At 72.3% G+C, this 21,338-nt stretch carries 24 protein-coding genes; 14 read left to right on the top strand and 10 right to left on the bottom strand.

Annotated elements, in window-relative coordinates:
* Positions 1 to 126 (top strand): integrase core domain-containing protein (locus ACLJQM_RS46385; RefSeq protein WP_410636451.1); only part of this gene is annotated, 126 nt, incomplete at its 5' end.
* Here the strand turns inward: ACLJQM_RS46385 and ACLJQM_RS46380 are convergent.
* From ACLJQM_RS46380 to ACLJQM_RS46370, 3 genes are read right to left on the bottom strand one after another with little or no spacing between them, the layout of a single operon-like run.
* Positions 123 to 512, bottom strand: a complete 390-nt coding sequence (locus ACLJQM_RS46380) for an NUDIX hydrolase (RefSeq protein ID WP_247018312.1) — start codon at positions 510 to 512, stop codon at positions 123 to 125. The two genes, ACLJQM_RS46385 and ACLJQM_RS46380, sit on opposite strands and share 4 nt — an antisense overlap.
* Positions 509 to 901 (bottom strand): NUDIX hydrolase, encoded by a 393-nt coding sequence (locus ACLJQM_RS46375; RefSeq protein WP_410636443.1) that lies wholly within the window; start codon positions 899 to 901, stop codon positions 509 to 511. The genes ACLJQM_RS46380 and ACLJQM_RS46375 overlap by 4 nt, the downstream gene beginning before the upstream one ends.
* Positions 898 to 1,401 carry an isochorismatase family protein gene (locus ACLJQM_RS46370; RefSeq protein ID WP_247018314.1) on the bottom strand — a complete coding sequence of 168 codons (504 nt, stop codon included), beginning with the start codon at positions 1,399 to 1,401 and terminating at the stop codon, positions 898 to 900. Before ACLJQM_RS46370 ends, ACLJQM_RS46375 begins: the two co-directional genes overlap by 4 nt.
* 29 nt (positions 1,402 to 1,430) lie before the next feature.
* On the opposite strand from ACLJQM_RS46370, the gene ACLJQM_RS46365 reads away from it, so the two are divergent.
* Positions 1,431 to 2,150, top strand: coding sequence for an SDR family NAD(P)-dependent oxidoreductase (locus tag ACLJQM_RS46365; protein ID WP_410636442.1), 720 nt, complete (start codon positions 1,431 to 1,433; stop codon positions 2,148 to 2,150).
* A gap of 177 nt (positions 2,151 to 2,327) precedes the next feature.
* Here ACLJQM_RS46365 and ACLJQM_RS46360 read toward each other — a convergent pair whose 3' ends face one another.
* Complete coding sequence (locus tag ACLJQM_RS46360) at positions 2,328 to 2,612, bottom strand: hypothetical protein (RefSeq protein ID WP_410636441.1); 285 nt, start codon at positions 2,610 to 2,612, stop codon at positions 2,328 to 2,330.
* Between the two features lie 295 nt (positions 2,613 to 2,907).
* Between ACLJQM_RS46360 and ACLJQM_RS46355 the strand changes: the two genes are divergently transcribed.
* Positions 2,908 to 3,804 carry a hypothetical protein gene (locus tag ACLJQM_RS46355; RefSeq protein WP_410636440.1) on the top strand — a complete coding sequence of 299 codons (897 nt, stop codon included), beginning with the start codon at positions 2,908 to 2,910 and terminating at the stop codon, positions 3,802 to 3,804.
* On the opposite strand, the gene ACLJQM_RS46350 is transcribed toward ACLJQM_RS46355, so the two are convergent.
* From ACLJQM_RS46350 to ACLJQM_RS46335, 4 genes are read right to left on the bottom strand one after another with little or no spacing between them, the layout of a single operon-like run.
* Positions 3,791 to 4,972, bottom strand: coding sequence for a PQQ-dependent sugar dehydrogenase (locus tag ACLJQM_RS46350; protein WP_410636439.1), 1,182 nt, complete (start codon positions 4,970 to 4,972; stop codon positions 3,791 to 3,793). The genes ACLJQM_RS46355 and ACLJQM_RS46350 overlap by 14 nt on opposite strands.
* Positions 4,973 to 4,988: 16 nt before the next feature.
* Positions 4,989 to 5,834, bottom strand: a complete 846-nt coding sequence (locus tag ACLJQM_RS46345) for an alpha/beta fold hydrolase (protein WP_410636438.1) — start codon at positions 5,832 to 5,834, stop codon at positions 4,989 to 4,991.
* A 46-nt stretch (positions 5,835 to 5,880) separates the two neighbouring features.
* Positions 5,881 to 6,537 (bottom strand): response regulator, encoded by a 657-nt coding sequence (locus ACLJQM_RS46340; RefSeq protein WP_247018323.1) that lies wholly within the window; start codon positions 6,535 to 6,537, stop codon positions 5,881 to 5,883.
* Positions 6,534 to 7,652: a sensor histidine kinase gene (locus tag ACLJQM_RS46335; protein WP_410636437.1), complete on the bottom strand. Its 1,119-nt coding sequence runs from the start codon at positions 7,650 to 7,652 to the stop codon at positions 6,534 to 6,536. The genes ACLJQM_RS46340 and ACLJQM_RS46335 overlap by 4 nt, the downstream gene beginning before the upstream one ends.
* A 132-nt stretch (positions 7,653 to 7,784) precedes the next feature.
* Between ACLJQM_RS46335 and ACLJQM_RS46330 the strand changes: the two genes are divergently transcribed.
* Both ACLJQM_RS46330 and ACLJQM_RS46325 read left to right on the top strand, forming a co-directional pair.
* A complete protein-coding gene (locus ACLJQM_RS46330; RefSeq protein WP_410636436.1) occupies positions 7,785 to 8,381 on the top strand; it encodes a class I SAM-dependent methyltransferase in 597 nt (198 codons plus the stop codon).
* The gene (locus ACLJQM_RS46325; RefSeq protein WP_410636435.1) at positions 8,353 to 8,841 is read left to right on the top strand and encodes a DedA family protein; all 489 of its coding nucleotides are present in this window, start codon (positions 8,353 to 8,355) and stop codon (positions 8,839 to 8,841) included. The genes ACLJQM_RS46330 and ACLJQM_RS46325 overlap by 29 nt, the downstream gene beginning before the upstream one ends.
* On the opposite strand, the gene ACLJQM_RS46320 is transcribed toward ACLJQM_RS46325, so the two are convergent.
* On the bottom strand, positions 8,817 to 9,590 hold the full coding sequence (locus ACLJQM_RS46320) for a helix-turn-helix transcriptional regulator (RefSeq protein ID WP_247018330.1): 774 nt from the start codon (positions 9,588 to 9,590) through the stop codon (positions 8,817 to 8,819). The two genes, ACLJQM_RS46325 and ACLJQM_RS46320, sit on opposite strands and share 25 nt — an antisense overlap.
* Positions 9,591 to 9,665: 75 nt before the next feature.
* Between ACLJQM_RS46320 and ACLJQM_RS46315 the strand changes: the two genes are divergently transcribed.
* Both ACLJQM_RS46315 and mfd read left to right on the top strand, forming a co-directional pair.
* On the top strand, positions 9,666 to 10,589 hold the full coding sequence (locus ACLJQM_RS46315; RefSeq protein ID WP_410636434.1) for an LLM class flavin-dependent oxidoreductase: 924 nt from the start codon (positions 9,666 to 9,668) through the stop codon (positions 10,587 to 10,589).
* A gap of 52 nt (positions 10,590 to 10,641) precedes the next feature.
* Complete coding sequence (gene mfd, locus ACLJQM_RS46310) at positions 10,642 to 14,196, top strand: transcription-repair coupling factor (protein WP_410636450.1); 3,555 nt, start codon at positions 10,642 to 10,644, stop codon at positions 14,194 to 14,196.
* Positions 14,197 to 14,610: 414 nt separating this feature from the next.
* On the opposite strand, the gene ACLJQM_RS46305 is transcribed toward mfd, so the two are convergent.
* Positions 14,611 to 15,018, bottom strand: coding sequence for a hypothetical protein (locus ACLJQM_RS46305; protein ID WP_360783278.1), 408 nt, complete (start codon positions 15,016 to 15,018; stop codon positions 14,611 to 14,613).
* 76 nt (positions 15,019 to 15,094) lie between these two features.
* On the opposite strand from ACLJQM_RS46305, the gene ACLJQM_RS46300 reads away from it, so the two are divergent.
* Genes ACLJQM_RS46300 through ACLJQM_RS46270 form a run of 7 tightly spaced genes read left to right on the top strand, consistent with a single transcriptional unit; the run spans position 15,095 to position 21,199 of the window.
* Complete coding sequence (locus ACLJQM_RS46300) at positions 15,095 to 16,141, top strand: hypothetical protein (RefSeq protein WP_360783275.1); 1,047 nt, start codon at positions 15,095 to 15,097, stop codon at positions 16,139 to 16,141.
* Entirely contained in the window at positions 16,138 to 17,070 is a 933-nt protein-coding gene (locus ACLJQM_RS46295; protein WP_410636433.1) for a MazG family protein, read from the top strand. Before ACLJQM_RS46300 ends, ACLJQM_RS46295 begins: the two co-directional genes overlap by 4 nt.
* A 54-nt stretch (positions 17,071 to 17,124) precedes the next feature.
* Entirely contained in the window at positions 17,125 to 17,682 is a 558-nt protein-coding gene (locus ACLJQM_RS46290) for an RNA polymerase sigma factor (RefSeq protein WP_247018340.1), read from the top strand.
* The gene (locus ACLJQM_RS46285; RefSeq protein ID WP_360783266.1) at positions 17,679 to 18,467 is read left to right on the top strand and encodes a zf-HC2 domain-containing protein; all 789 of its coding nucleotides are present in this window, start codon (positions 17,679 to 17,681) and stop codon (positions 18,465 to 18,467) included. The genes ACLJQM_RS46290 and ACLJQM_RS46285 overlap by 4 nt, the downstream gene beginning before the upstream one ends.
* Before the next feature lie 10 nt (positions 18,468 to 18,477).
* A complete protein-coding gene (locus tag ACLJQM_RS46280) occupies positions 18,478 to 19,281 on the top strand; it encodes an ABC transporter ATP-binding protein (RefSeq protein ID WP_410636432.1) in 804 nt (267 codons plus the stop codon).
* Positions 19,281 to 20,639 carry a hypothetical protein gene (locus tag ACLJQM_RS46275; protein ID WP_410636431.1) on the top strand — a complete coding sequence of 453 codons (1,359 nt, stop codon included), beginning with the start codon at positions 19,281 to 19,283 and terminating at the stop codon, positions 20,637 to 20,639. The genes ACLJQM_RS46280 and ACLJQM_RS46275 overlap by 1 nt, the downstream gene beginning before the upstream one ends.
* Positions 20,636 to 21,199 (top strand): hypothetical protein, encoded by a 564-nt coding sequence (locus tag ACLJQM_RS46270; RefSeq protein ID WP_410636430.1) that lies wholly within the window; start codon positions 20,636 to 20,638, stop codon positions 21,197 to 21,199. The genes ACLJQM_RS46275 and ACLJQM_RS46270 overlap by 4 nt, the downstream gene beginning before the upstream one ends.
* Positions 21,200 to 21,338: the final 139 nt, after the last annotated feature.

The raw sequence follows: 21,338 nt of genomic DNA, 5'->3' as shown, positions 1-21,338 counted from the left end.
GATGCCCTGCGCCGGGCGGCGTTACCGGGCTGGATGCACTTCTACAATCATCATCGACCCCACAGCTCAACCGGCGGCAAGCCGCCGGTCACCCGGCTGACCAACCTCCCCGGACATCACAGCTAGCTGAGCTCGCCGGTTTCGTGCAGGTGGTCGAAGATGATCTTGTCCACCGCCGAGACCCGGTCCCGGTCGGCGTAGGTCAGCCAGGCGACTTCTTCGATCTCGCTGCTCGCTGCGAGCGTTCCCCGGTAATCCGCGGTGTAGCAGGTCATCCGGACGGGGATGCCGGCGTGGCCGTGCGCCTCCGCCTCGAAGACGCCTGCCGGGGCGATCGACTCGGGGGTGATCGCCACGTCGAGTTCCTCGTGGATCTCGCGGATGAGCGTCTCGGTGTCCGACTCGCCGGGCTCGCGCTTGCCGCCCGGGAGGTAGTACACGTCCTTGCCGCGGGAGCGCGTGCTGAGGATCCGGCCGTCCACCGGGTGGAGCCAGGCGATCTTGTCGATCACCGCAGCTCGCCGTTGTCGTGCAGGTGGTCGAAGATCAGCTGGGCGACCAGGGAAACCCGCGGGCGGTCCGCGTGGGTGAGCCACGCGATCTCCTCGATCTCGCTGCTCGCCTTGAGCGTTCCGCGGTACTCCGCCGTGTAGGCCGTCGTCCGGACCACCGTGCCCGCCGCTTTGCCGTGCGCCTGGCCTTCGAACGTGCCCGCCGGCGCGATCGACTCCGGCGTGATCTCCACGTCCAGCTCTTCGCGGATCTCGCGGACGAGCGTCTCGGCATCCGATTCGCCGGGCTCGCGCTTGCCGCCCGGGAGGTAGAACTTGTCCTTGCCCTTCGAGCGCGCGGCCAGGACCTTGCCGTCCGCCAGGTGCACCCACGCGACCTTGTCGATCACGACAGGGCCGCCAGCGCCTCGTCCGTCGTCACGACCGTGCCGAGGCGCGGGAAGATCTTCGTGATCGCGTTCTCGTGCGAGATTTCGGAAAGCGCTGTCATCGCGTCGGAGACCGCCACCGTGTCGTAGCCGTGGTCGGAAGCCGCGCGCAGGGTCGACTCGACGCCGAACTCCGTCGCGATGCCGCCGAAGTACACCGTGCGGACGCCCTTGCCGCGCAGGAACTCGTCCAGGTCGGTGCCGGCGAAGCCGCCGATCGTGTACTTCGTGACGATCTTGTCGTCCTGCGCGTCGAAGACCAGTTCGTTGCCCGGCGGGTTGTCCGGCCGGGACACCTGCACGACCACCACCGGCGCGCCCGCCCCGCGGAAGGCGTCCCGCAGGCGCAGCGCGTTCGCGACGACGTCTTCGCCGCGGTACGGCGTGGTCGGCAACGCGACGATCCGCTCCTGCAGGTCGACGAGCACGAGTGCGGACGTGGCCGGATCGATCTTGGTCATGCCCCGATCCTAGGCACTAGGGTCGGGGCATGGGGAACAACCGGGAAGTCGTGGTGACCGGCGGCGGCACGGGCATCGGCTACGCGGTGGCGGCCGCGTTCGCCGGCGACCGCGTCACGATCACCGGCCGCCGCGAACAGGTGCTCACCGAAGCCGCGACGCTGCTGGGCGCGCGACCCGTCGTGTTCGACGCCACCGACCCCGCGGCCGTCGAAGCCGCACTGGCGGAGTTGCCGGACCGCGTCGACGTGCTCGTCAACAACGCCGGTGGCAACACGGACTTCCTCGACACCGGCGGCGAAGGGCTGGCCGGCTTCGCGGCCGCGTTCGAGCGGAACCTCCGGTCCAATGTGGTCAGTGCGGCCCTGGTGACGCACGCGTTGCGCGAGCGTTTCGCCGACGGCGCCCGGATCGTGACGATCGGCTCGATCGCCGCCCACACCGGCGCGGGCTCGTACGGCGCCGCGAAGGCCGCGGTCGAGGGCTGGAACGTGAGCGTGGCCAGGGAGTTCGGGGCGCGCGGGATCACCGCGAACGTCGTCGCGCCCGGGTTGGTCGGGGACACGGAGTTCTTCCACGGGCAGCTCAGCGACCGCCGTCGCGAGTGGCTGGTCGGCAACACGATGAACAAGCGGCCGGGCACGCCGGAAGACGTGGCGGCGGTGGTGGCGTTTCTGGCGAGCCCCGCCGCCGGGCACGTCACCGGCCAGGTGGTGCACGTCAACGGCGGGGCTCACCTGGGCAACTGAAGGCTTCCGGGCCCCGGCCGGAGCCGGGGATCGTGGCTGGAGGCCGGTCCCCGATCGCCAGGTCGGCGATGGCGCCCGGGGACCGGCGCGGTGCTGCCGCGGGAACGCTATCTTCGGACCGCGTCCAACACTCGTCGGGGGCGGGCGAAAACTCTTGGTACGAACCATGTTCCGCGTTCAAGCGCCGGGGCGACAGTGTCCCGGGCACCGGCTCGGTGTGTTTTTTCCATGATCACGCGGCGGGATCCGCAGCAGCTTGTCGAGGGTGCGGGCGGCGGAACGCCGGGTCGATCGCTTCGGGGCGAACACCGTGGCGAGAGCGACGACGGCGACGACCGACAGCACCGCGACGAGCACACCGGCACCCAGGAGGAGCATCAGCCGGTCACCGGCCATCGCGGCGACGGTGCCCGACACGACCACGTGCCGGGCGACTCCCCGACGTGCGTCCGCTGACTTCATGGAGACAGTCAGCCAGACGCGCCGGAGTTTTTCCGGGGGAACTTCGCGGGGTTCTAAAGTGGGTGTCATGGTCCGGAGTGGTCCGAGCGTCGCCGACCGTGCGCTGCTCGGCGAGCTGGCCGCACGGGGGTTGCGGGTGTCGCCGGCCCAGCTCGAGCGCTGGCGGGCACGTGGTCTGCTGCCCCGCAACGAACGCCGTGGTCGCGGACGTGGGCCCGGAGCGACTTCAACTGTCCGAACGGGGGCGCTCGAGGCCGCAGAAGCGCTGGCCAGGCGTACCCGGCAAGGGCGGGACGTGCGATTCGCCGTGGTGGACTGGTTCGCCGACGCCGGGCGCCCCGCGCTGAACGGGACACCGGTACCGGAACCCCCGGACGACGCGGTGCGGGACGCGCTGACCTGGGTTCTCGAAGGAGATCCGTTCTATTCGCTGCTCCGGGGTGCTCGCTCGGCGAGGACCGACGAGGACCGGGACGAGGTGTACCGGGTCATCGACGACTTCGTCGAAAGGCACGGCGCGTTGGAGCGCCCCCTTGATCCGGCGCTGGTGCGCAGCGCGCTCCTCGCGGGGGACGACCTTCCCGACGGTGCGGGGACGCCCGACGAGCTGCGCTCGGCGACGATCCAGCTCACCGCGGCGACCGCCTGGGGGATGGACGAGCTCGGTTCGGACCTGTACTTCGCGGTGTTCGCCCGTCTCTTTTCGGCCGAGACGATTTCGGCGGATTCGTTGGCGGAACTGTTCGAATCGCCTTCGGGCGGTGCGAACCTGAAGGCGGCGATGCGCGCGATCGCGAGCCACGATCCGGTCGAGGCGGTGCGTCGGGCAACCGCCGATGAGCTTCGCGCGGCTCGGACGGTCTCCGGCCTGCTGAACGGCTTCGGCGCCTTTTACTTCTTCCACGCCTTGCAGATGCCGGATACGCCGGGGCTGGCCCGGTTGCGCGCGGAGATCGACGCGCTGGGCATGCGTGATCTGTTGCTCATGCGGGCGGCCCACGCGTTGCGCACGCGGGGCTATGCGACAGGTGTCGTTTCTTGTCTCGACCGCTCCATGGCGAACCTGGCCGGGCACCTTCTCCGGCTGGTGCAGGAGGGCCCTCATCTGCTGGGCCGTCCGGACACCGAGCACGACGCCCATGCCTACATGGCGGAGTGGATCTCCGCTGTCGAGGGGCTCAGGCGGGCGTGACCTTCAGCAGCTTGTCGTCCGTTCCGTCCGAAGTCGTCACGTACAGGGCGCCGTCGGGGCCGCTTCGGGCGGCTCGGAGGCGGCCGAACTTGTCGTCGAACTCCGGGGGGAGGGTTACGTCCAGGACCTTGCCCGCCGGGTCCAAGTGGTACAGCAGGAGCTTCTGGCCCTTCAACGCCACCACGACCAGGGCGCCGTCGTTCTTGCCCCACTGGGGGCCGGTCAGGAAGGCGTTGCCGCTGATGGCCTCGGTGATCTTGCCGGAGGTCCACAGTGGACTCACGGCGTCCGGGAAGCGCTTGAGGTCCGTCATCGGGACGCTCTCGTCGTAGCTCGAGTCCGTGCCGCCCTTGGACGGGTCCCAGCCGTAGTTGGCGCCCGGCTTGAGGAGGTTGACCTCGTCGTCGAAGGTCGGGCCGTGCTCGGCTGTGATGACCTGGCCGCTGCCCGGGCGGATCGCCACGCCCTGGACGTTGCGGTGGCCGTAGGTGTAGATCAGCCGCTCGTGCGGGTCGGCCGAGGTGATGAACGGGTTGTCCGGCAACGGGCTGCCGGTCTTCGCGTCCAGTCGCAGGACCTTGCCGCCGAGGGAGTGGCGGTCCTGGGCGATCGACGCGCGGGCGGTGTCGCCCGTGCCGACCAGCAGGGCGCCGTCCGGGGCGAACGTCGGGCGGCAGCCGGAGTGGCGGCCGCTCGGGTTCACCGGCAGGCCGGTAAGCAGGTTCTTCACCTTGGTTGCGCTCGCGCCGTCGTCGGCCAGCTTCCACGTGACCAGCCGGATGTCGACGGCCTTGCCGCTCTCCTGGTGGTCCTGGCACGTGATGAACTCGCGGCTGGTCGCGAAGTCGGGGCTGACGACCATGCCGAGCAGCCCGCCTTCGCCCTGGACCAGGACGTCGGAGAAGTCGGCGCGGACTTCCGTCGCCGTTCCGCCGCGGACCAGCGCGAGCTTGCCGGGCCGCTGCGGCACGAGGATGCCGCCGTCGGGCAGGAACCCGATGTCCCAGCCGTGCTCGAGCCCGGCCGTCACCGTCTCGACCTTGAACTTCCCGCTCGTGGCCGCCGGGGTCGCCGCGGGCGGGACGCTCTGGACCGGCTCGCTCGCCGCCCCCGTACAGCCCGCGACCAGCACGGACACGACACCGATGAGACCCAGCACACGCCGCATAGGGTTCATCCTGCCATCAACCGGTGAAATCACCGTTCGCCACCGCGCGCGTGAGGAACTCCAGGTCGCGCGCGTCCGGGAGGTAGTGCCCGGCGCCCGGCAGCAGGTCGACCTCGGCGCCGGCCGCCTCGAGCCGCCGTTTCGTCGTCGCGGAGTCGACCATGGCGTCGGCCGCCCCGGCGACCGCGTACACGGGCATGGTCAGCCCGCCCAGCGCCGCGTCGCCGAAGACCGGGAACGGCCCGGTGCGGTACCGGTAGTTCGCCGCCACGAGCAGCTGATGCTCGACGATCGGCGACGACTCCGGCTCGCCCAGCGCCCCCGCCACGGACTTCCGCCGCCCCTTCTCGCCCAGCAGCCCCAGCAGCACGGCCTTGACGACGAAGCCCTTCTTCATCGGGCCCAGCCCGATCGGGCACCGCAGCGCCAGCGCCGTGACGCGCTCGGGCCGCCGGATCGCGTAGTCGAGCGCGAGCCAGCCGCCGAACGACGACGTCAGGAAAGCCGCCCGGGCCAGCGCGAAGTGGTCGAGCACCGCGTCCAGCCACGCCGCGTACCGGTCACCCTCGAGCGGTGGCCGCGCCTCGGCGCTCAGCCCCGGCTCGCCGATGACGTCGACCGCGTACACCCGGAACGCCCCGGCCAGCTCCGGCATCCGCTCGGCCCACTCCGCCGAGTTGCTCCCGGAGCCGTGCAGCAGCACCAGCGGCGGCGCGCTCTCCGGGCCGGACACCAGGACGAACGTCTCGCCCGCCGGCGTCGGCACCCGCACTTCCTCGTGGGGGACGGGCCAGGCCCGCAGGGCGCCGAGGTAACGCTCCCTGAGCAGGCGCGCACCGGCCTCACTCTTGTAGATCGTCATGCAAACTACTCTAAACTACCCTCCAAGTGAGTTAGATAGGGAGCGATCAGGAACCTGGGCGTACCAGTCCGGACTCGTAGGCGAATACCACCGCGTGCACCCGGTCGCGCAGCCGCAGCTTGCCGAGGATCCGCCCGACGTGCGTTTTCACCGTCGTCTCGCCGATGTAGAGCTTCGCGGCGATCTCGCCGTTCGAGAGCCCGCGCGCGATGAGCCCCAGCACGTCCTTCTCGCGGTCGGTCAGCGCGCCGAGCCGGGCGGTGTCCACCGGGTCGCGCTCGTCGGCGAGGTACCGGTCGAGCAGCCGCCGCGTGACCGACGGCGACACCATCGAGTCACCCCGCAGCACCCCGCGGATCGCCACGAGCATCTCTTCCGACGGCGCGTCCTTCACCAGGAACCCGCTGGCCCCGCCGCGCAACGCCGCGTACGCGTACTCGTCGAGGTCGAAGGTCGTGATGATCAGGACGCGCACCTCCGGCAGCTCGGCGCAGATCCGCGCGGTTGCCGCGACGCCGTCGAGCACCGGCATCCGGACGTCCATCAGCACCAGGTCGGGCCGCAGCTCCCGGGCCATGGCGACGGCCTCCTCGCCGTTGGCCGCCTCGCCCGCGACGACGAGGTCGTCCTGGCTTTCGACGATCATCCGCAGCCCGACGCGGACCAGCTGCTGGTCGTCGCAGAGCAGGATCCGGGTGGTCACGGCCCGACCACCAGGCTCGCGCACACGCGGTACCCGCCGTCGGGCAGCGGCCCGGTGGTCAGTTCGCCGTGGTACATCTCGACGCGCTGGCGCATCCCGGTCAGCCCGTGCCCGGACGACGGCAGGGCGGGGGCCGGCGACGCGCGGCCGCCGGTGTTCGTCACCTCGATCCGGACCCGTGGTGGCTCGAAGGCGACGCGGACGTGGCCCGTCGCGTCGGCCGGGGCGTGCTTGATCATGTTGGTCAGTGCCTCCTGGACGATCCGGTACGCCTGCAGCGCGGCACTCGCGGGCAGCTCGCCCGGGTCGCCGGTGACGTCGAGCGCGACGTCCCGCCCGGACTGCCCGACGAGCTCGCGCAGTTCGTCGAGCGTCGGCTGCGGACTGCGTGCCGCCTGGCCGGCGTGCAGGACTTCGAGCAGCCGCCGCAGTTCGGCCAGCGCGTCCCGGCCGGTGTGGACGATCGTGTCGAGCGTGCGGTCGACGACCGCGGGATCGCGGTGCCGGGCGAGCTTCGCGCCTTCGGCGTTCAGCACGATCACGCTCATGCTGTGCGCGACGACGTCGTGGAGCTCGCGCGCGATCCGGGTGCGCTCCTCCGCGACCGCGGCCCGCGACTGGGCTTCGCCGCGTTTCTCCTCCTCCGCGGTCAGCTGTTCCTTGGCGCGGAAGAACTCCCCGAGCGCCCACGCCGCGATGTGCAACGGCCAGATGCCGATGATGGTGATGGTCGGGTTGTCGGTGTAGGTACCCCAGAGGAAGCCCCACTCCCAGCCGAGCGCGAAGACCGCGACGGCGATCACCGCCGCGAACCGCCGGTCGCCCAGCTTCACGAGGTTGAACAGCACGACCGCCATGGCCAGTTCGGTGCGGCCGCGGTCGTACGCCCAGATCTCGTTGAGGTACACGCACGCGGCCCCGGCGACGATCAGCACCGCGGCCGTGCGCGGGAACCGCCGCCGCACGACCACCGGGAGCACGAAGACCATCGAGAGCGCGCGGACCGCCCAGGGGGTGTCCCCGGCCCAGTTCGGCGCGAGGAACAGGAACACCGCGTACAGCGGGAGATCCACTGTCCACCGGTGTCCGCGCACCCACTTCACGAGTCGTTCCACGCCACCGAACGTAACGCGGCGACCGGGCCCGCGTCGTCATCACTTCGGTCCGACCGGGTCCTCCCGAAGGAGGACACGACCGGTCGATCCGGCGGATTCGCGGCCACCCCCGCCGTTCCTAGCGTCGGGACCATGTCGATCACCAGTGAATTCCTCCGCCACCCGCTGCTGACGGGCGCGATCGCGCCCAGCTCGCCGCGCCTGGCGGAACCGATGACGGCGGGCCTCGGCCTGGAACGCGCGACGCGGGTCGCCGAGCTGGGCCCGGGCACCGGCGTCTTCACCGAAGCGGTTCTCGCGCTGCTCCGCCCTGAAGCGCGCCTGACCGCCGTCGAGATCAACCCGCGTTTCGCCGACGCGCTCCGCCAACGCTTTCCGCAGGTCGACGTCGTCACCGGCTCGGCGGAGCACCTCGAGCCCGACGGCGTCGACGTCGTCGTCTCCGGGCTGCCGTGGACGGCCATGACCGCGGCCCGGCAGCAGCGCATCCTCGACGCGGTCGTCGCGGCACTGGCCCCGGCCGGCCGGTTCACGACGTTCGCGTACGCCCACGCGGCCTGGACCCCGCCTGCGCGCCGCTTCGCCGCTTCACTGCGAAGCCGTTTCGCCGTCGTGGAACGGACTTCGGTGGTCTGGGGCAACCTGCCGCCCGCGTTCGTCTACCGCGCGGCGCTCCCGGTCGCGGTGGGGAGCGCCCGGCGTGGACAGCCTGCTGCGGCCGCTGCTTGACGCACCCCCGGCGGTCGTCTACCTGGTCTGCGCGCTGGTGATCGCCGCGGAAACCGCGCTGCTGCCGGGAATCGTGCTGCCGACGCTGTCGACGTTGCTGCTGATGGGTTTCCTCGCCGAGCGCGGCACGCTCGACCTCGGGCTCGCGCTGGCGGTGGCGGTCGCGGCGGCCGTCCTCGGCGACCAGCTCGCCTACTTCGAAGGACGGCACTGGGGGCCGCGGCTCGCGCGGCGCGTCGGCCGGAAGCGGTGGGACCGCGCGGAGTCGGTGCTCGCGCGGTACGGCGTCCCGGCGGTGATCGCCGGCCGCTGCCTGGTGGGGCTGCGGACGCTGGTGCCGCGCGTCGCGGGCTCGGCGGCGATGCCGTACCGCCGGTTCGCGGCGGGCAGCGTGGCGGCGGCGGTGCTGTGGGCGGGCGCGGAACTGCTGATCGGTCACACGACGGCGCTGGTCCTCTGAAGCCGTTCCGCGGTCTCGGCGTCCGCGGGCAGGAAGGTCTCCAGCTTCAGCTCCGACACCGTCACGTCCGCCGCCGTCGCGAACGTGGTGATCGCCGTGATCAGCCGCAGCTCGCCGGCGGAACTGGCCAGCCGGACCGGCACCGCGAACCCCAGGTGCTCCGGGCCCGGCGCGGTCGACGGCGGCAGGTAGCCCTCCAGCTCGGCGAGCTGGGCGGCCAGCCGCTCGTCCGGGATGCGGGCGAGGTCGTTGCGGAGGCGCTCGAGGATGTGCCGCGCCCAGTCGTCGAGGTTGCGCACGCGCGGCGCCATCCCGCGCGGGTGCAGCGCGAGCCGCAGCGTGTCGACCGGTTCTTCGAGCAGTTCCGGCGCGACACCCTCGGTGAGCAGCGTGAAGGCGTCGTTCTTCGCGACCAGCACGCCGTAGCGGTCGACGACGATCGCGGGGTAGGGGCGGTGGCCGTCGAGCAGCCGCCGCAGCCCGTCGAGCACCGGCCGGATCGCCGGGTCGCCGAGCCGCGTTTCGGGGTACGTCGGCGCGTAGCCGGCGGCGTGGAGCAGGCCGTTGCGCTCGCGCAGCGGCAGTTCGAGGGACTCGGCGACGCGCAGCACCATGCCGCGGCCGGGCACCGACCGCCCGCTTTCCATGAAGCTCACGTGCCGCTGCGTCGTGCCCGCGCGCAACGCCAGGTCGAGCTGGCTGAGCCGCCGCCGCGTGCGCCAGTCCTTGAGCGCCGTTCCGAAGTCCACGGGCCCATCCTGCTCGTCCGGTCCATTCCCCGCGGGGAATTGAGGGCATACCCCCTTTTCCACGACGCTTCGGCCATGACGAAATACGGCCTGGTCGTGCCGACCTACCAGCCCATCCTCGACGCCGGGCGGACCGCGCCCGAGCTGGTCGGCGTCGCCGTCGAAGCGGAACGCCTCGGCCTCGACTCGGTGTGGGTGGGCGACACCCTCGCGCGGGCGCCGCTGGACGCGTTCACCATGCTGAGCGCCTTCGCCGCCCGGACTTCCCGGGTGACACTGGGGACGTCCGCGCTGCTCCCGGCGTTGCGGGACCCGGTGCTCTCGGCGAACCAGCTGCTGTCGCTCGACCTGCTCAGCGGCGGCCGGCTCACGGTGGCGGCCGGCGCGGGGTTCGCCGGGCGCAGCGAGCCGGAGTTCGCGTTCGTGGGGGTGCCGTGGGAGCGGCGGCGGGCCCGCCTGGACGACATCGTGGGCCTGTGGCGGGCGGCGTGGCGCGGCGAATCGTCGTTCCACGGCGAGGTCCTGCACTACGACTCCCTGCCCGCGTTCCCCTCGCCGGCGCGGGACGGCGGCCCGCCGGTGTGGCTGGCCGCGTACACGCCGGGGGCGCTGGAGCGGGTCGGCCGGCTCTACGACGGCTGGCTGCCGTACCCGCCGGACCCCGCGGACTACGTGTCCGGCCTGGCCCGGATCCGCGCGCGGGCGACACGCGCGGTGACGCCCGCGCTGTTCGCGACGGTCCTGGTCGAGGACGATCCCGTGCGGGGCGGCGAGCTGCTCGAGGAGTACTGCCTGCGCAACTACGGGATGCCCGCCGACTTCGTCCAGGGCATCCAGATGCAGGTGACCGGGAGCGCCGCGGAGGTCGCTTCGCGGCTGCGGGAGTACGAAGGCGCGGAGCACGTTCTGCTGCGGATCGCGAGCACCGACCCGAAGGTGTTCGACGAGCAGCTGAGCAGGGTCGCGGAGGTGGCGGAACTGCTACGCGACCAGCGGTGACCGGAAACTTGTCGGGGGTGGCACGTAGGCTGGGATCGTGACCGAAGCTCCATTGTCCGGACTCCTCACCGCCATCCTTCCCGACCCGGCACTGCGCGGCGTGGTCGAGCGCGCCGGCGCGCCGCTGCTCGAACTGCAGGGCCCGATCGCCGCCCGGCAGCTCGTCGCGGCCGCCCTCGCGGCGGACGACGGCGCGGGCAAACCCGTGCTCGCCGTGACCGCCACCGGCCGCGAGGCCGACGAGCTGACCGCGTCCCTCGGCGCGCTGCTGGGCAAGCACCGCGTCACCGACTTCCCGAGCTGGGAGACCCTTCCGCACGAGCGGCTCTCGCCCCGCGCGGACACCGTCGGGCGCCGCCTGGAGGTGCTGCACCGGCTCAAGACCGGGGACGACTCCCTGCGCGTGGTCGTGGCGACCGTCCGCAGCCTGATCCAGCCGATGGCGCCCGGCCTCGGCTCGCTCGAGCCGATCGACCTCGTCGTCGGCGAAGAGGAGCCGTTCGAGGAGCTCCTCGAACGGCTCCTCGAACTGGCGTACACCCGCGTCGACATGGTCGAGAAGCGCGGCGAGTTCGCCGTCCGCGGCGGCATCCTCGACCTGTTCGGCCCGACCGCGCAGCACCCCGTCCGCGTCGAGTTCTGGGGCGACGAGGTCAGCGAGATCCGCGCGTTCGCCGTCTCCGACCAGCGGTCGCTGCCCGGCGAGATCCCGCGCGTCACCGCGCCCCCGTGCCGCGAGCTGCTGCTCACCGCGCCGGTCCGGGAGAAGGCCGCGGAGCTGGCGAAGACGTACGAAGCGGACGCGCACCTGGCCGAAATGCTCACCAAGCTGGCCGACGGCATCCCGGTCGAGGGCATGGAGGCGCTCATCCCGGTCCTCTGCGAAGGCGAGCTCGAGCTGCTCACCGACGCGATGCCGGTCGGCGCGCACGTGCTGCTCACCGACCCGGAGAAGATCCGCGCCCGCGCCGCCGACCTCGTCCGCACCGGCCAGGAGTTCCTCGAAGCGTCCTGGACGACGGCCGCGGCGGGCGGCCAGGCCCCGATCGACCTCGGCGCGTCCGCCTACCGCGGGCTCGGCGAGATCGCGTCCCACGCGCAGGACACCAAACGCGCCTGGTGGACGCTGACCCAGCTGACCACCGAAGACCCGGACGTCCTGCGGGTGTCCGTCGAAGCGGCGCCCGCTTACCGCGGCGAGCTCGAGCGCGCGATGACGGACCTGCGCGCCCACACGGCGGCGGGCGGCACGGCGGTGCTCGTCGTCGCCGGCCAGGGCACCGCGGCGCGCGCGGTCGAGCAGCTCTCGGGCGCGGACGTCCCGGCGACGCTGGCCGGCGACGGCCTCACCGGGATGCCCGCGGCGGGTCTGGTCACGGTCACCTGCGGCGGCCTGACGGACGGCTTCGTCTCGCCGGAGCGCGCACTGGTCGTGCTCACCGAGGCGGACCTGACCGGCCGCGGGTCCGGCGCCGGAACGTCCACAAAGGACCTCACCAGCAAGATGCCGTCCCGGCGGCGCAACGCGGTGGACCCGCTGGCGCTCAAGAACGGCGACTACGTCGTGCACGAACAGCACGGCATCGGCCGGTTCGTCGAGATGGTGCAGCGCACGGTCGCCGGCGCGACCCGCGAGTACCTGCTGCTGGAGTACGGGTCGTCCAAGCGCGGGCACCCGGGAGACCGGCTGTTCGTGCCGACCGACCAGCTCGACGAGGTGTCCAAGTACGTCGGCGGCGAGCTGCCCACGCTGAACAAGCTCGGCGGCTCCGACTGGAAGAACACCAAGGCCCGGGCCAAGAAGGCGGTCAAGGAGATCGCCGCCGAGCTGGTCCAGCTCTACGCCGCGCGCCAGGCCGCGCCCGGGCACGCGTTCGGCCCGGACACGCCGTGGCAGGGCGAGCTCGAGGACGCCTTCCCGTTCACCGAAACCAACGACCAGCTCGCCGCGATCGACGAGGTCAAGTCGGACATGGAACGCGGCGTCCCGATGGACCGCGTCATCTGCGGCGACGTCGGCTACGGCAAGACGGAGATCGCCGTGCGCGCGGCGTTCAAGGCGGTGCAGGACGGCAAGCAGGTCGCCGTGCTCGTGCCGACGACCCTGCTCGCGCAGCAGCACCTGAACACCTTCCACGAGCGCATGCGCTCGTTCCCGGTGACGATCAAGGGCCTGTCCCGGTTCACGAACAAGACCGAGTCGGACCTCATCCTGGAGCAGCTCGCCGCCGGCGAGGTCGACATCGTGATCGGCACGCACCGCCTGCTGCAGACGGGCATCCGGTACAAGGACCTCGGCCTCGTGATCGTCGACGAGGAGCAGCGCTTCGGTGTCGAGCACAAGGAACACATTAAGGCGCTGCGCACGCACGTCGACGTGCTGACGATGTCCGCGACCCCGATCCCGAGGACGCTGGAGATGTCGCTGGCCGGCATCCGCGAGATGTCGACGATCCTCACCCCGCCCGAGGACCGGCACCCGATCCTGACGTACGTCGGCTCGTACGACGACAAGCAGGTCGGCGCGGCGATCCGCCGTGAGCTGCTGCGCGACGGCCAGGTGTTCTACGTCCACAACCGCGTCTCGTCGATCGAGAAGGCCGCGCGGCACATCCGGGAGCTGGTGCCGGAGGCGCGCGTCGTCACCGCGCACGGGCAGATGAACGAGGACAAGCTCGAAAAGATCATCCAGGGCTTCTGGGAAAACGAGTACGACGTCCTGGTGTGCACCACGATCGTCGAGACCGGGCTCGACATCTCGAACGCGAACACGCTGCTCGTCGAACGCGGCGATCTGCTCGGGCTGGCGCAGCTGCACCAGCTGCGCGGCCGCGTCGGGCGCGGGCGCGAGCGCGGGTACGCGTACTTCCTGTACCCGCCGGAGGCCCCGCTGACGGAGACCGCGCACGACCGGCTGGCGACGATCGCGCAGAACACCGAGCTGGGCGCGGGTATGGCGGTCGCGATGAAGGACCTCGAGATCCGCGGCGCGGGCAACATCCTCGGCGCGGAGCAGTCCGGGCACATCGCGGGGGTCGGGTTCGACCTGTACGTGCGGTTGGTCGGCGAAGCGGTCGACGCGTTCCGGCGCCACGCGGGCGCGGAGCCGGCGGAGGACGAGGAACTCGCGGAGGTCCGCGTCGACCTCCCGATCGACGCCCACATCCCGCACGACTACGTCCCGGGCGAGCGCCTGCGGCTGGAGGCGTACCGCAAGATCGCGGCGGCGCCGGACACCGAGGGCCTCGACGCGGTGCGCGAAGAGCTGATCGACCGCTACGGCCAGCCGCCCGCACCGGTGAACCGGCTGCTGTCGGTGGCGCGCTTCCGGCACACGTGCCGCGAGGCGGGTGTGACGGAGGTGGCGGTCCAGGGGAACACGGTCCGGTTCGCGCCGTTGCCGCTGGCCGATTCGCAGATGGTCCGCCTGAAGCGGCTGTACCCGAAGGCGGTGTACAAGGCGGTGACGAACACGGTGTCGGTGCCCAAGCCGACGGAGGGCCCGGCGGGCGGCCGGATCGGCGCGCCGACGCTGCGGGACGAGGAGCTGCTGGACTGGTGCGCGAAGCTGCTGGGACAGCTGACGAAGAAGCCGGCGACGGTCTAGGGAGGCGTGCCCGGGGTCGCTGCTTGCTCGGGTGGCCGGCGGCGCCCGGGCGCTTGCGCTCCCAGACCGCGCGCGGCGGTGTGCGGGCGGCCGCGGGTTGCGGGCGGCGGCGGGGCTGCGGGTTGCGGACGGCAGCGGGGCCGGCAGTTGCGCACGGCGGCGGTGCCGCGGGTTGCGCACGGCGCCGGTGTGCGGGCGGCCGCGGGTTGCGCACGGCGGCGGTGCCGCGGATTGCGCACGGCAGCGGGGCCGGCGGTTGCGCACGGCGGCGCTCGGGCGGGCGAGCCCACCCCCTCTCAGCCCGCATGGCCCGCATGCGGTGGTGTGCCGGCGCGCGTGCGGACGGCGGCGCTCCGACTCAAGCAGTGAAGGCCACCTCGAGGGAGCACAAGATGGCCTTCACGGCTTCAAAGCTCAGCCGACTTCGCTGAACATCGGCGGGTGTGCCTCCGCCAGTCCCATCCGCACCTGCTCCACCGGTACCGGCACCGCGCCGGCTCCCGTCATCGGCAGTGGCCTCGGTTTCCTCGGCATTCGCGAGCCCGAACCCCCACCGCGTCCCGGGTACACCAGCAGGCCCCGGGTCGGATCCGGCACCGCGTCCAGCGCCGCCGTCACCACCGGCAGGGCGCGGAACGCGTCCCGCCGTTCTTCGTTCCCGAACTCGATTTCGAGCACCACACCCCACCGGTGCTCGTGCCACACCCACTGCTCGGCGCCGTTCGTCAGCGCCGCTTCGGCGAGTGCGTCACCGTAGGCGAGCCGCCACTTCGTGGCCGTGTGCTCACCGTCGAAGACTTCGATGGTCAGCCAATGGTCCATAAGTCGACATTACGGCCGCCGTCACCCCATGGGTGTTGCGGTTCGGCACCGATGGTGTGAGAGGGTATGCGTTGTGATGCGGATCATGGGGCGCCCTCGCGCGCTGGTCGCGGTCGTTGCCGGTGCACTTCTGCTCGCCGGGTGCGGTTCGGGCCCCAGCCAGGTCGGCAGCGCCGTCATCGTCGGCGACCGGTCGGTGTCGATCGACAGCGTCCAGTCGATGATCGACCAGGCCGTCCGCGAACACCCGTACGCGAAGAAGCTCGCCGGTGAGCACAAGCTCGACGTGCTGGGCCGCGAGATCGTCCGGCAGACCGTGCTCCACGAGCTGACCCTGCGCGCCACCAAGCAGGAAAACCTCGTCGCCGACCAGGCGAAGATCGCCGGGCTGGCCGCGCAGGTGACGCCCGCGCCGGTCACCGACACCGGGCAGGGCGACCAGGTTGCCGTCACGCAGATCGTCTCGAAGCTGCGTGACGCGAACGAGGTCGCGAGCGACGTCGTCCTGGAGCAGCAGCTCGCGCAGAAGTCGCTGGCGAAGCTGTCCGTCGGCGCGGACTACGTCGGCATCAGCGCCTCCTCGGACACCGACCAGGCCGCCCGCACCCGCGCTTTCGACCTCGCGAAGGAGTTCGCCGCCGACCCGGGCAAGGTGGCGGCCACCGTGCAGCAGGCGCAGCAGGACGCCCAGCAGGCGCAGCAGGCCCAGCAGACCGGGATGCCGGCCCCGCCGAGCGTGTACTCCGCCGGCCAGACCGCCGAACTCTTCGGTGCCGCGCAGTACCCCGGTCTCGCGCAGACCGCGCTCTTCGGCTCCGAAAAGAACAGCGTCGTCGTCTTCCAGGCGCAGAAGCCGCAGAGCGCGGACTGGTTCGTCTTCGTCATCCGCGCCCGCGGCACCGACAAGGCCGTGCCCGCCGACCAGGAAGCGCAGAAGCCGACCGACGCGCAGCTGACCTCGATCGGCACCCGGCTGCTGCAGCCCTACCTCGGGCAGAGCGGCCTGCGCGTCAACCCGCGCTACGGCGTGTGGGATGTTGTGGGCATGAACCTCGTGCCGAACTCCGACGCCACCCAGGGCATCGTGCTGCCCGTGCGCGGTGCCGCACCCGCGCAGCAGTGACCACGGGTGTCGTCGTGGTCGTCCGCGGGACGACACTTCCCGGCGCGGCACTGAAGATCCTGCGTGAATCGAACGCCGTCTACGCGGCCACGGACGTCGACCCCGCCGCGTTCGGGGTCCCGGCCGTCACCGAAGCGCCTTCGCTGCGGGACGTCGTGCTGCTCGCCGGGTCCCGGGACGAGCCCGCCGCGTCGCTGCTGATCGCGACGGGCGCGACCGTCATCGAGACGCCGGTGCCGCCGCTGGTCGAGGCCGCCGACGTGATGGACCGGCTCCGTTCGCCGGGTGGCTGCCCGTGGGACGCGGTCCAGACGCACGAATCGCTGCGGCAGTACCTGGTCGAGGAGACCTACGAACTGCTCGACGCCATCGAGGACGGCGACCGCGAAGCGCTGCGCGAGGAACTCGGCGACGTCCTCCTGCAGGTGCTGTTCCACGCGCGCGTCGCGGCCGAGGACCCGGCCGACCCGTTCGGCATCGACGACGTCGCCGCCGCGCTGGTCGCGAAGCTCGTCGGGCGGCACCCGCACGTGTTCGCCGACGCGGACAAGGTGCACACGGTCGAGCACCAGAACCTCAAGTGGGAAGAGCTGAAGCAGCGCGAGAAGCAGCGCAAGTCCATTGTGGACGGCGTGGCGCTCGGCCAGCCCGCGGTCGCGCTGGCGGGCAAGCTGGGGCAGCGCTCCGGGCGGGCGGGCATCCCGCTCGACCTCTTCCCCGAAGGCTCGGCCACGGCCGCCCAGCTGTTCCGCATCGCGGCCACCGCGCGCCGCGCGGGCGTCGACCCCGAAGGCGAGTTGCGGGCGCTGGCGAAGCAGTTCGCGCTGGACGTCCGGGGCGCCGAGCAGGCCGCCCGCGACGCCGGGCTGGAGCCGACGACCCTCGAAGCCGACGGCTGGCGGAAGTTCTGGCCCGCCCGTCCGGTGTGACGCAGCACACATCCGGGTGAGAACCGTTTCCGAGCACCGGGCGTCTTGCCCGGTGTGAGACACCTGCCACTGGACAGCGCAGACGAGGAGCACCTCGTCCGGCGCACGGCCAAGGGCGACCGCGCGGCGTTCGAGGAGCTCTACCGCCGCACGTCGCCCTGGCTCGCCGTGCGCCTGCGCCGCCGGTGCGCCGACGACCAGATCGTCGCCGAGGTCATGCAGGAGACGTACCTGGCGGTCTGGCGCGCGGCGGGTTCGTTCGCCGGGGCCGTCACCGGCGGGAGCGCGGTCGGCTGGGTGTGGACGATCGCCGCGCGCCGGCTGGTCGACGCCTTCCGCCGGCGCGCGCACCACGCGCAGCCACCGCCGGAGGTGGCGTTCGACTGCGCGCCGGTGGCGGCGGCCGAGGACGAGGCACTGGCGGTGGCACTCGGCGACGAGATCGGCGACGCGCTGCGCGACCTCGCGCCCGAGCTGCGGGCGGTCCTGCAGGCGATGGTGCTCGACGGGCTGACCGTCCGCGAGACCGCCGTCCTGCTGGGACTGCCGGAAGGAACCGTCAAGACCCGGGCCCGGCGGGCGCGGATCGCGATGCGGGAGGCACTGTCATGAACCACGCGCCGGACCGGCTCATCGCCGCGTACGCGACGGGCGGCGACCTCCCGGGTGACCTGCTGTGGGGCGTCGAAGCCCACCTCGAGGACTGCCGGGTGTGCCGGGCGCGGCTCGCCGAGGTGGCGCCCGTGCGCCCGGTGGTGGACGTCGTCTGGAACCGGCTCGCGCCCCAGCTCGAGGTCCGGCCGCCGGCCGAGCCGCGGCGGTGGCGGTGGCTCGACACCTGGGTCACGCCGGCGATGGCGCCGTGGCTGGCGATGATCGCGGCGGTCTGCCTGGTCGCGGTGCTGCTCGACGGCGTCTGGCACGCGGTGCTCGACGTGACGGCGGTGCAGCTCTTCGCGCCGGTGCTGCCCGTGCTCGGGGTCGCGGCGTCGTGGGCGCGGGGGCTCGACCCGGCGTACGAGGTCGTCACCGCGACGCCGCGGGCGGGGCTGTACCTGATCGTCCGGCGGACGGTGGCGGTGCTCGCCGTCGTGCTGCCGGTGCTCGGCGTCGCCGGCCGGCTGACCGGCACCGGGCCGGCGTTCTGGCTGCTGCCGAGCCTGGCGTTCACCACCGGCACGCTCGCGCTCGGCGGCGTGATCGGCGTCAGCCGGGCGGCGTACGCGCTGATCGCGGTGTGGGTGGCGATCGTCGTGCTGCCCGCGTTCGTCCAGCGGGGACAAGCGTTTGCGCTCACCACCGGCGCGCTGCCGGTGTGGGCGGGGATCTTCGCGCTGACCACGGTGGCCGTCGTCCTGCACAGGGCGGCGTACACCCGGCTCGGCGCGCACCACTAGGGAGGAAGACATGCGGGCAGTGGGGGCCGCCGAGGTCGCACCGGCGACCTACGCCTGGGAAATCCGGGCGCAGGGACTGAAGGTGCGGGTGGGGCGGCGGAAGATGGCCGTGGACGGGCTGGACCTGTCCCTCGGCAAGGGCGTGCACGGCTTGCTCGGGCCCAACGGCGCGGGCAAGACGACGCTGATCAGGGCACTGGCGACGGTGCTGCGGCCGGCGGCGGGCAGCCTGGCGCTGCTCGGCACGCAAGCCGGCGGCCACGCCGGCCAGCGCGGCCTGCGCCGTCGGATCGGTTACCTGCCGCAGAACTTCGGCTACTACAAGCGGTTCACGGTCCGGGAGTTCGTCGAGTACCTGGCCTGGCTCAAGGAGATGTCCAAAGAGGACATCCCGGGCGCGGTCCAGCGCGCGATCGAGCGCGTCGGCTTGGCCGACCGCGCCGACGACCGCATGAAAACCCTGTCCGGCGGCATGGTCCGGCGGGTGGGGATCGCGCAGGCGATCGTCAACGACCCGGACATCCTCCTGCTCGACGAGCCGACCGCGGGCCTCGACCCGGCGCAGCGCGTGCGGTTCCGGGAGCTGGTGCAGGAACTCGGCCGGGATTCGTGCGTGCTGATCTCGACGCACCTGGTGGAAGACGTCGCGACGGCGTGCACCGACGTCGTGCTGTTCGCCGAGGGGAAGCTGGTGTTCCAGGGCACCCCGGGCGAACTGGCCGAAGCGGGGACGCCGGAGCACGTCGGCGACAGCCCGATCGAGCGCGGCTATTCGGCGCTGCTGAACCACGAACCTGGCAAGGGTGCGTGGTGATGATCCTCCGCACCGAACTCCGGCGCTCCATCGCGCCCTGGGCCGGGCTGGCGCTCGTCGTCGTCGCGCTCGGGTTCCTCTTCCTGCTCTCCGGTCCGTGGTGGAAAGCGCCCGCGTCGTGGACCGCGCACAGCACCACCGCCGCGTTGTGGCTGCGGTTCCTGCTGGTCTTCCTCTGGCCCATCGTCGTCGGGGCCGGAGCCATCCAAGGCATGCGCGACAGCCGCTCCAGCGTGGTCGAGCTGCTCGCCACGACATCGCGTCCCGGGTGGCAGCGGGCGGCCCGGCTGGCCGGGGCCGTCGGCGGGCTGAGTGTGGCCGGTTACCTGGTCGTGTTCGCCGTGGGGGCCGTCGAAATCCTCGCGCACGGCGGGTTCTTCTCCCTCGGCTTCCTGCCGGTGCTGCTCGTCGGGTCGCTCGGGGTCCTCGCGGGCAGCTGGCTCGGGCTGGCGGTCGGGCGGCTGCTGCCGCACCCGCTGGCCGCGCCCGGGGCGGCCGTGCTGGCGTTCGTCCTGACGGTCCTCTGCTGGATGTCGCTCGAGAGCGGGCTGGAGCCGGTGCTCCCCACCCGGCTGGGACCGCTGGCGCCGTCGCTCGCGGAGCCGCGCGGGGAGATGGTGACGACCACCGTGGCGCTCGACCTCGGGCAGGGCGGGTGGTTCCTCGGGCTGGCCGTGACCTCGTTCCTGCTGCTGTCCGCGCGCTCCGTGCGGGCGCGACTGCTCGGCCTGCTGCCGCTGGTCGCCGGGGCCGCCGTCGCGTTGCCGTTGTTCCCGGCGGTGCCCGCCGACGCGCTCACCACCGACAGCGTTGCCGGCCGGAAGGTCTGCGACGGGCCGATCTGCGTGTCCGAACTGCACCGGGATCGGCTGGCCGCGTTGCGGGGACCCGGTCGCGAAGCGCTCGCGATGCTGGCGAAACTGCCCGATCCGCCCGCCCGGATCGAAGAGCAGGTCCGGCCGCCCTCGGTCACCGGGCCGGCTCCGCGCGATCCCCACGTCGTCTACCTGGACTTCCAGCGCAACGACCTCCTGCTCACGGCGGGCGCGGACGACCTGCGGCTGGCCGTGCTGACCGGCGCCGGCGTGCCCAGCTGCGAGCCGCCGAGCCACAGCAGCGTGCCGGACCAGGCCGCCCGTGCGATCGGCGCGGCCTACTTCACCGGGAAGCTGGAACCGCTGCCCGAATTCACGCGGAACTGGTTCAAGCGGGAATTCGGGGCGATCGAACAGGTGTGGAACCAGTTCCGCGCCCTGCCACCGGACGTCCAGGCCACCCGGATCGTCGCGCTGCGGCAGGCGCTGCTGACCTGCCGGGGCGAACCGCTCGACGTGCTCGTCCCCGGTGCCCTCCGATGAGGTGGGCGGTGCTGTACGCCCGCTCGCGCCGGCTTCCGGCGGCGACGGCCGCCCTGCTGGTGGTGACCTCGGGGGTGTGGTTCCTGGGGCGCGGCTCCTGGAACCCGATCCTGGTGGTCCTGACGCTGACGGCGGGCATCGCGGTGGCGGCGATCGGCCTGAGCGGGCAGGACGCGGACCTCGACCGGGTGGCGGCGCTGCCGTGGCCGCGGCGGCGGTTCGCGCACCTCGCGCTGATCGGCGTGGCCACCGGGGCGCTGGTGCTCGGCGTGCAGGAGCTGGGCCCGTCGGCGATCGACCCGGCGATCGTCACCCGGGACGCGGCGGGCCTGGCCGGCCTGGCGGGGCTGGCCGCCACGGTCGCGGGCGGGCAGTTCGGCTGGACGCTCCCGCTGCTCTGGTGCGCGATCAGCCCGTTCGTCCCGCCGGCGGACTCCACGGCGATCCGCGTCACGGCCTGGCTGCTGCAACCCGCCGGGACACCCGCGGCCACCTGGACGGCGGTAGTGCTCGCGGTCACCGGTGCGGTGGCATACACGGGCTGGGGAGGGCGTCGCTGAAGGACCCCGGAAGAGTGAATGAGGGAAAACCAACTCCCTCCATGTTAAACGTATATCGCATTGGGGGGCTTGCCGCAAGACCCCCGTCGTGCCGCAAAATCGTCGCCCTGAGCCGGAAAATCCCGGCTCAGGGATCCAA

This window comes from Amycolatopsis sp. cmx-4-83 (assembly GCF_046548815.1).
GTDB lineage: Bacteria > Actinomycetota > Actinomycetes > Mycobacteriales > Pseudonocardiaceae > Amycolatopsis > Amycolatopsis pretoriensis_A.
This window is presented reverse-complemented; position numbering and strand designations above follow the sequence as displayed.

Excerpts from the sequence above, each read along its gene's own strand:
- ACLJQM_RS46365 (WP_410636442.1), top strand. The coding sequence starts at position 1,431 with ATGGGGAACAACCGGGAAGTCGTGGTGACCGGCGGCGGCACGGGCATC.
- ACLJQM_RS46345 (WP_410636438.1), bottom strand. The coding sequence starts at position 5,834 with ATGACGATCTACAAGAGTGAGGCCGGTGCGCGCCTGCTCAGGGAGCGT.
- ACLJQM_RS46275 (WP_410636431.1), top strand. The coding sequence starts at position 19,281 with ATGATCCTCCGCACCGAACTCCGGCGCTCCATCGCGCCCTGGGCCGGG.
- ACLJQM_RS46360 (WP_410636441.1), bottom strand. The coding sequence starts at position 2,612 with ATGAAGTCAGCGGACGCACGTCGGGGAGTCGCCCGGCACGTGGTCGTG.
- ACLJQM_RS46350 (WP_410636439.1), bottom strand. The coding sequence starts at position 4,972 with ATGCGGCGTGTGCTGGGTCTCATCGGTGTCGTGTCCGTGCTGGTCGCG.
- ACLJQM_RS46285 (WP_360783266.1), top strand. The coding sequence starts at position 17,679 with ATGAACCACGCGCCGGACCGGCTCATCGCCGCGTACGCGACGGGCGGC.
- ACLJQM_RS46300 (WP_360783275.1), top strand. The coding sequence starts at position 15,095 with ATGCGGATCATGGGGCGCCCTCGCGCGCTGGTCGCGGTCGTTGCCGGT.
- ACLJQM_RS46270 (WP_410636430.1), top strand. The coding sequence starts at position 20,636 with ATGAGGTGGGCGGTGCTGTACGCCCGCTCGCGCCGGCTTCCGGCGGCG.
- ACLJQM_RS46370 (WP_247018314.1), bottom strand. The coding sequence starts at position 1,401 with ATGACCAAGATCGATCCGGCCACGTCCGCACTCGTGCTCGTCGACCTG.
- ACLJQM_RS46330 (WP_410636436.1), top strand. The coding sequence starts at position 7,785 with ATGTCGATCACCAGTGAATTCCTCCGCCACCCGCTGCTGACGGGCGCG.
- ACLJQM_RS46280 (WP_410636432.1), top strand. The coding sequence starts at position 18,478 with ATGCGGGCAGTGGGGGCCGCCGAGGTCGCACCGGCGACCTACGCCTGG.
- ACLJQM_RS46305 (WP_360783278.1), bottom strand. The coding sequence starts at position 15,018 with ATGGACCATTGGCTGACCATCGAAGTCTTCGACGGTGAGCACACGGCC.
- ACLJQM_RS46315 (WP_410636434.1), top strand. The coding sequence starts at position 9,666 with ATGACGAAATACGGCCTGGTCGTGCCGACCTACCAGCCCATCCTCGAC.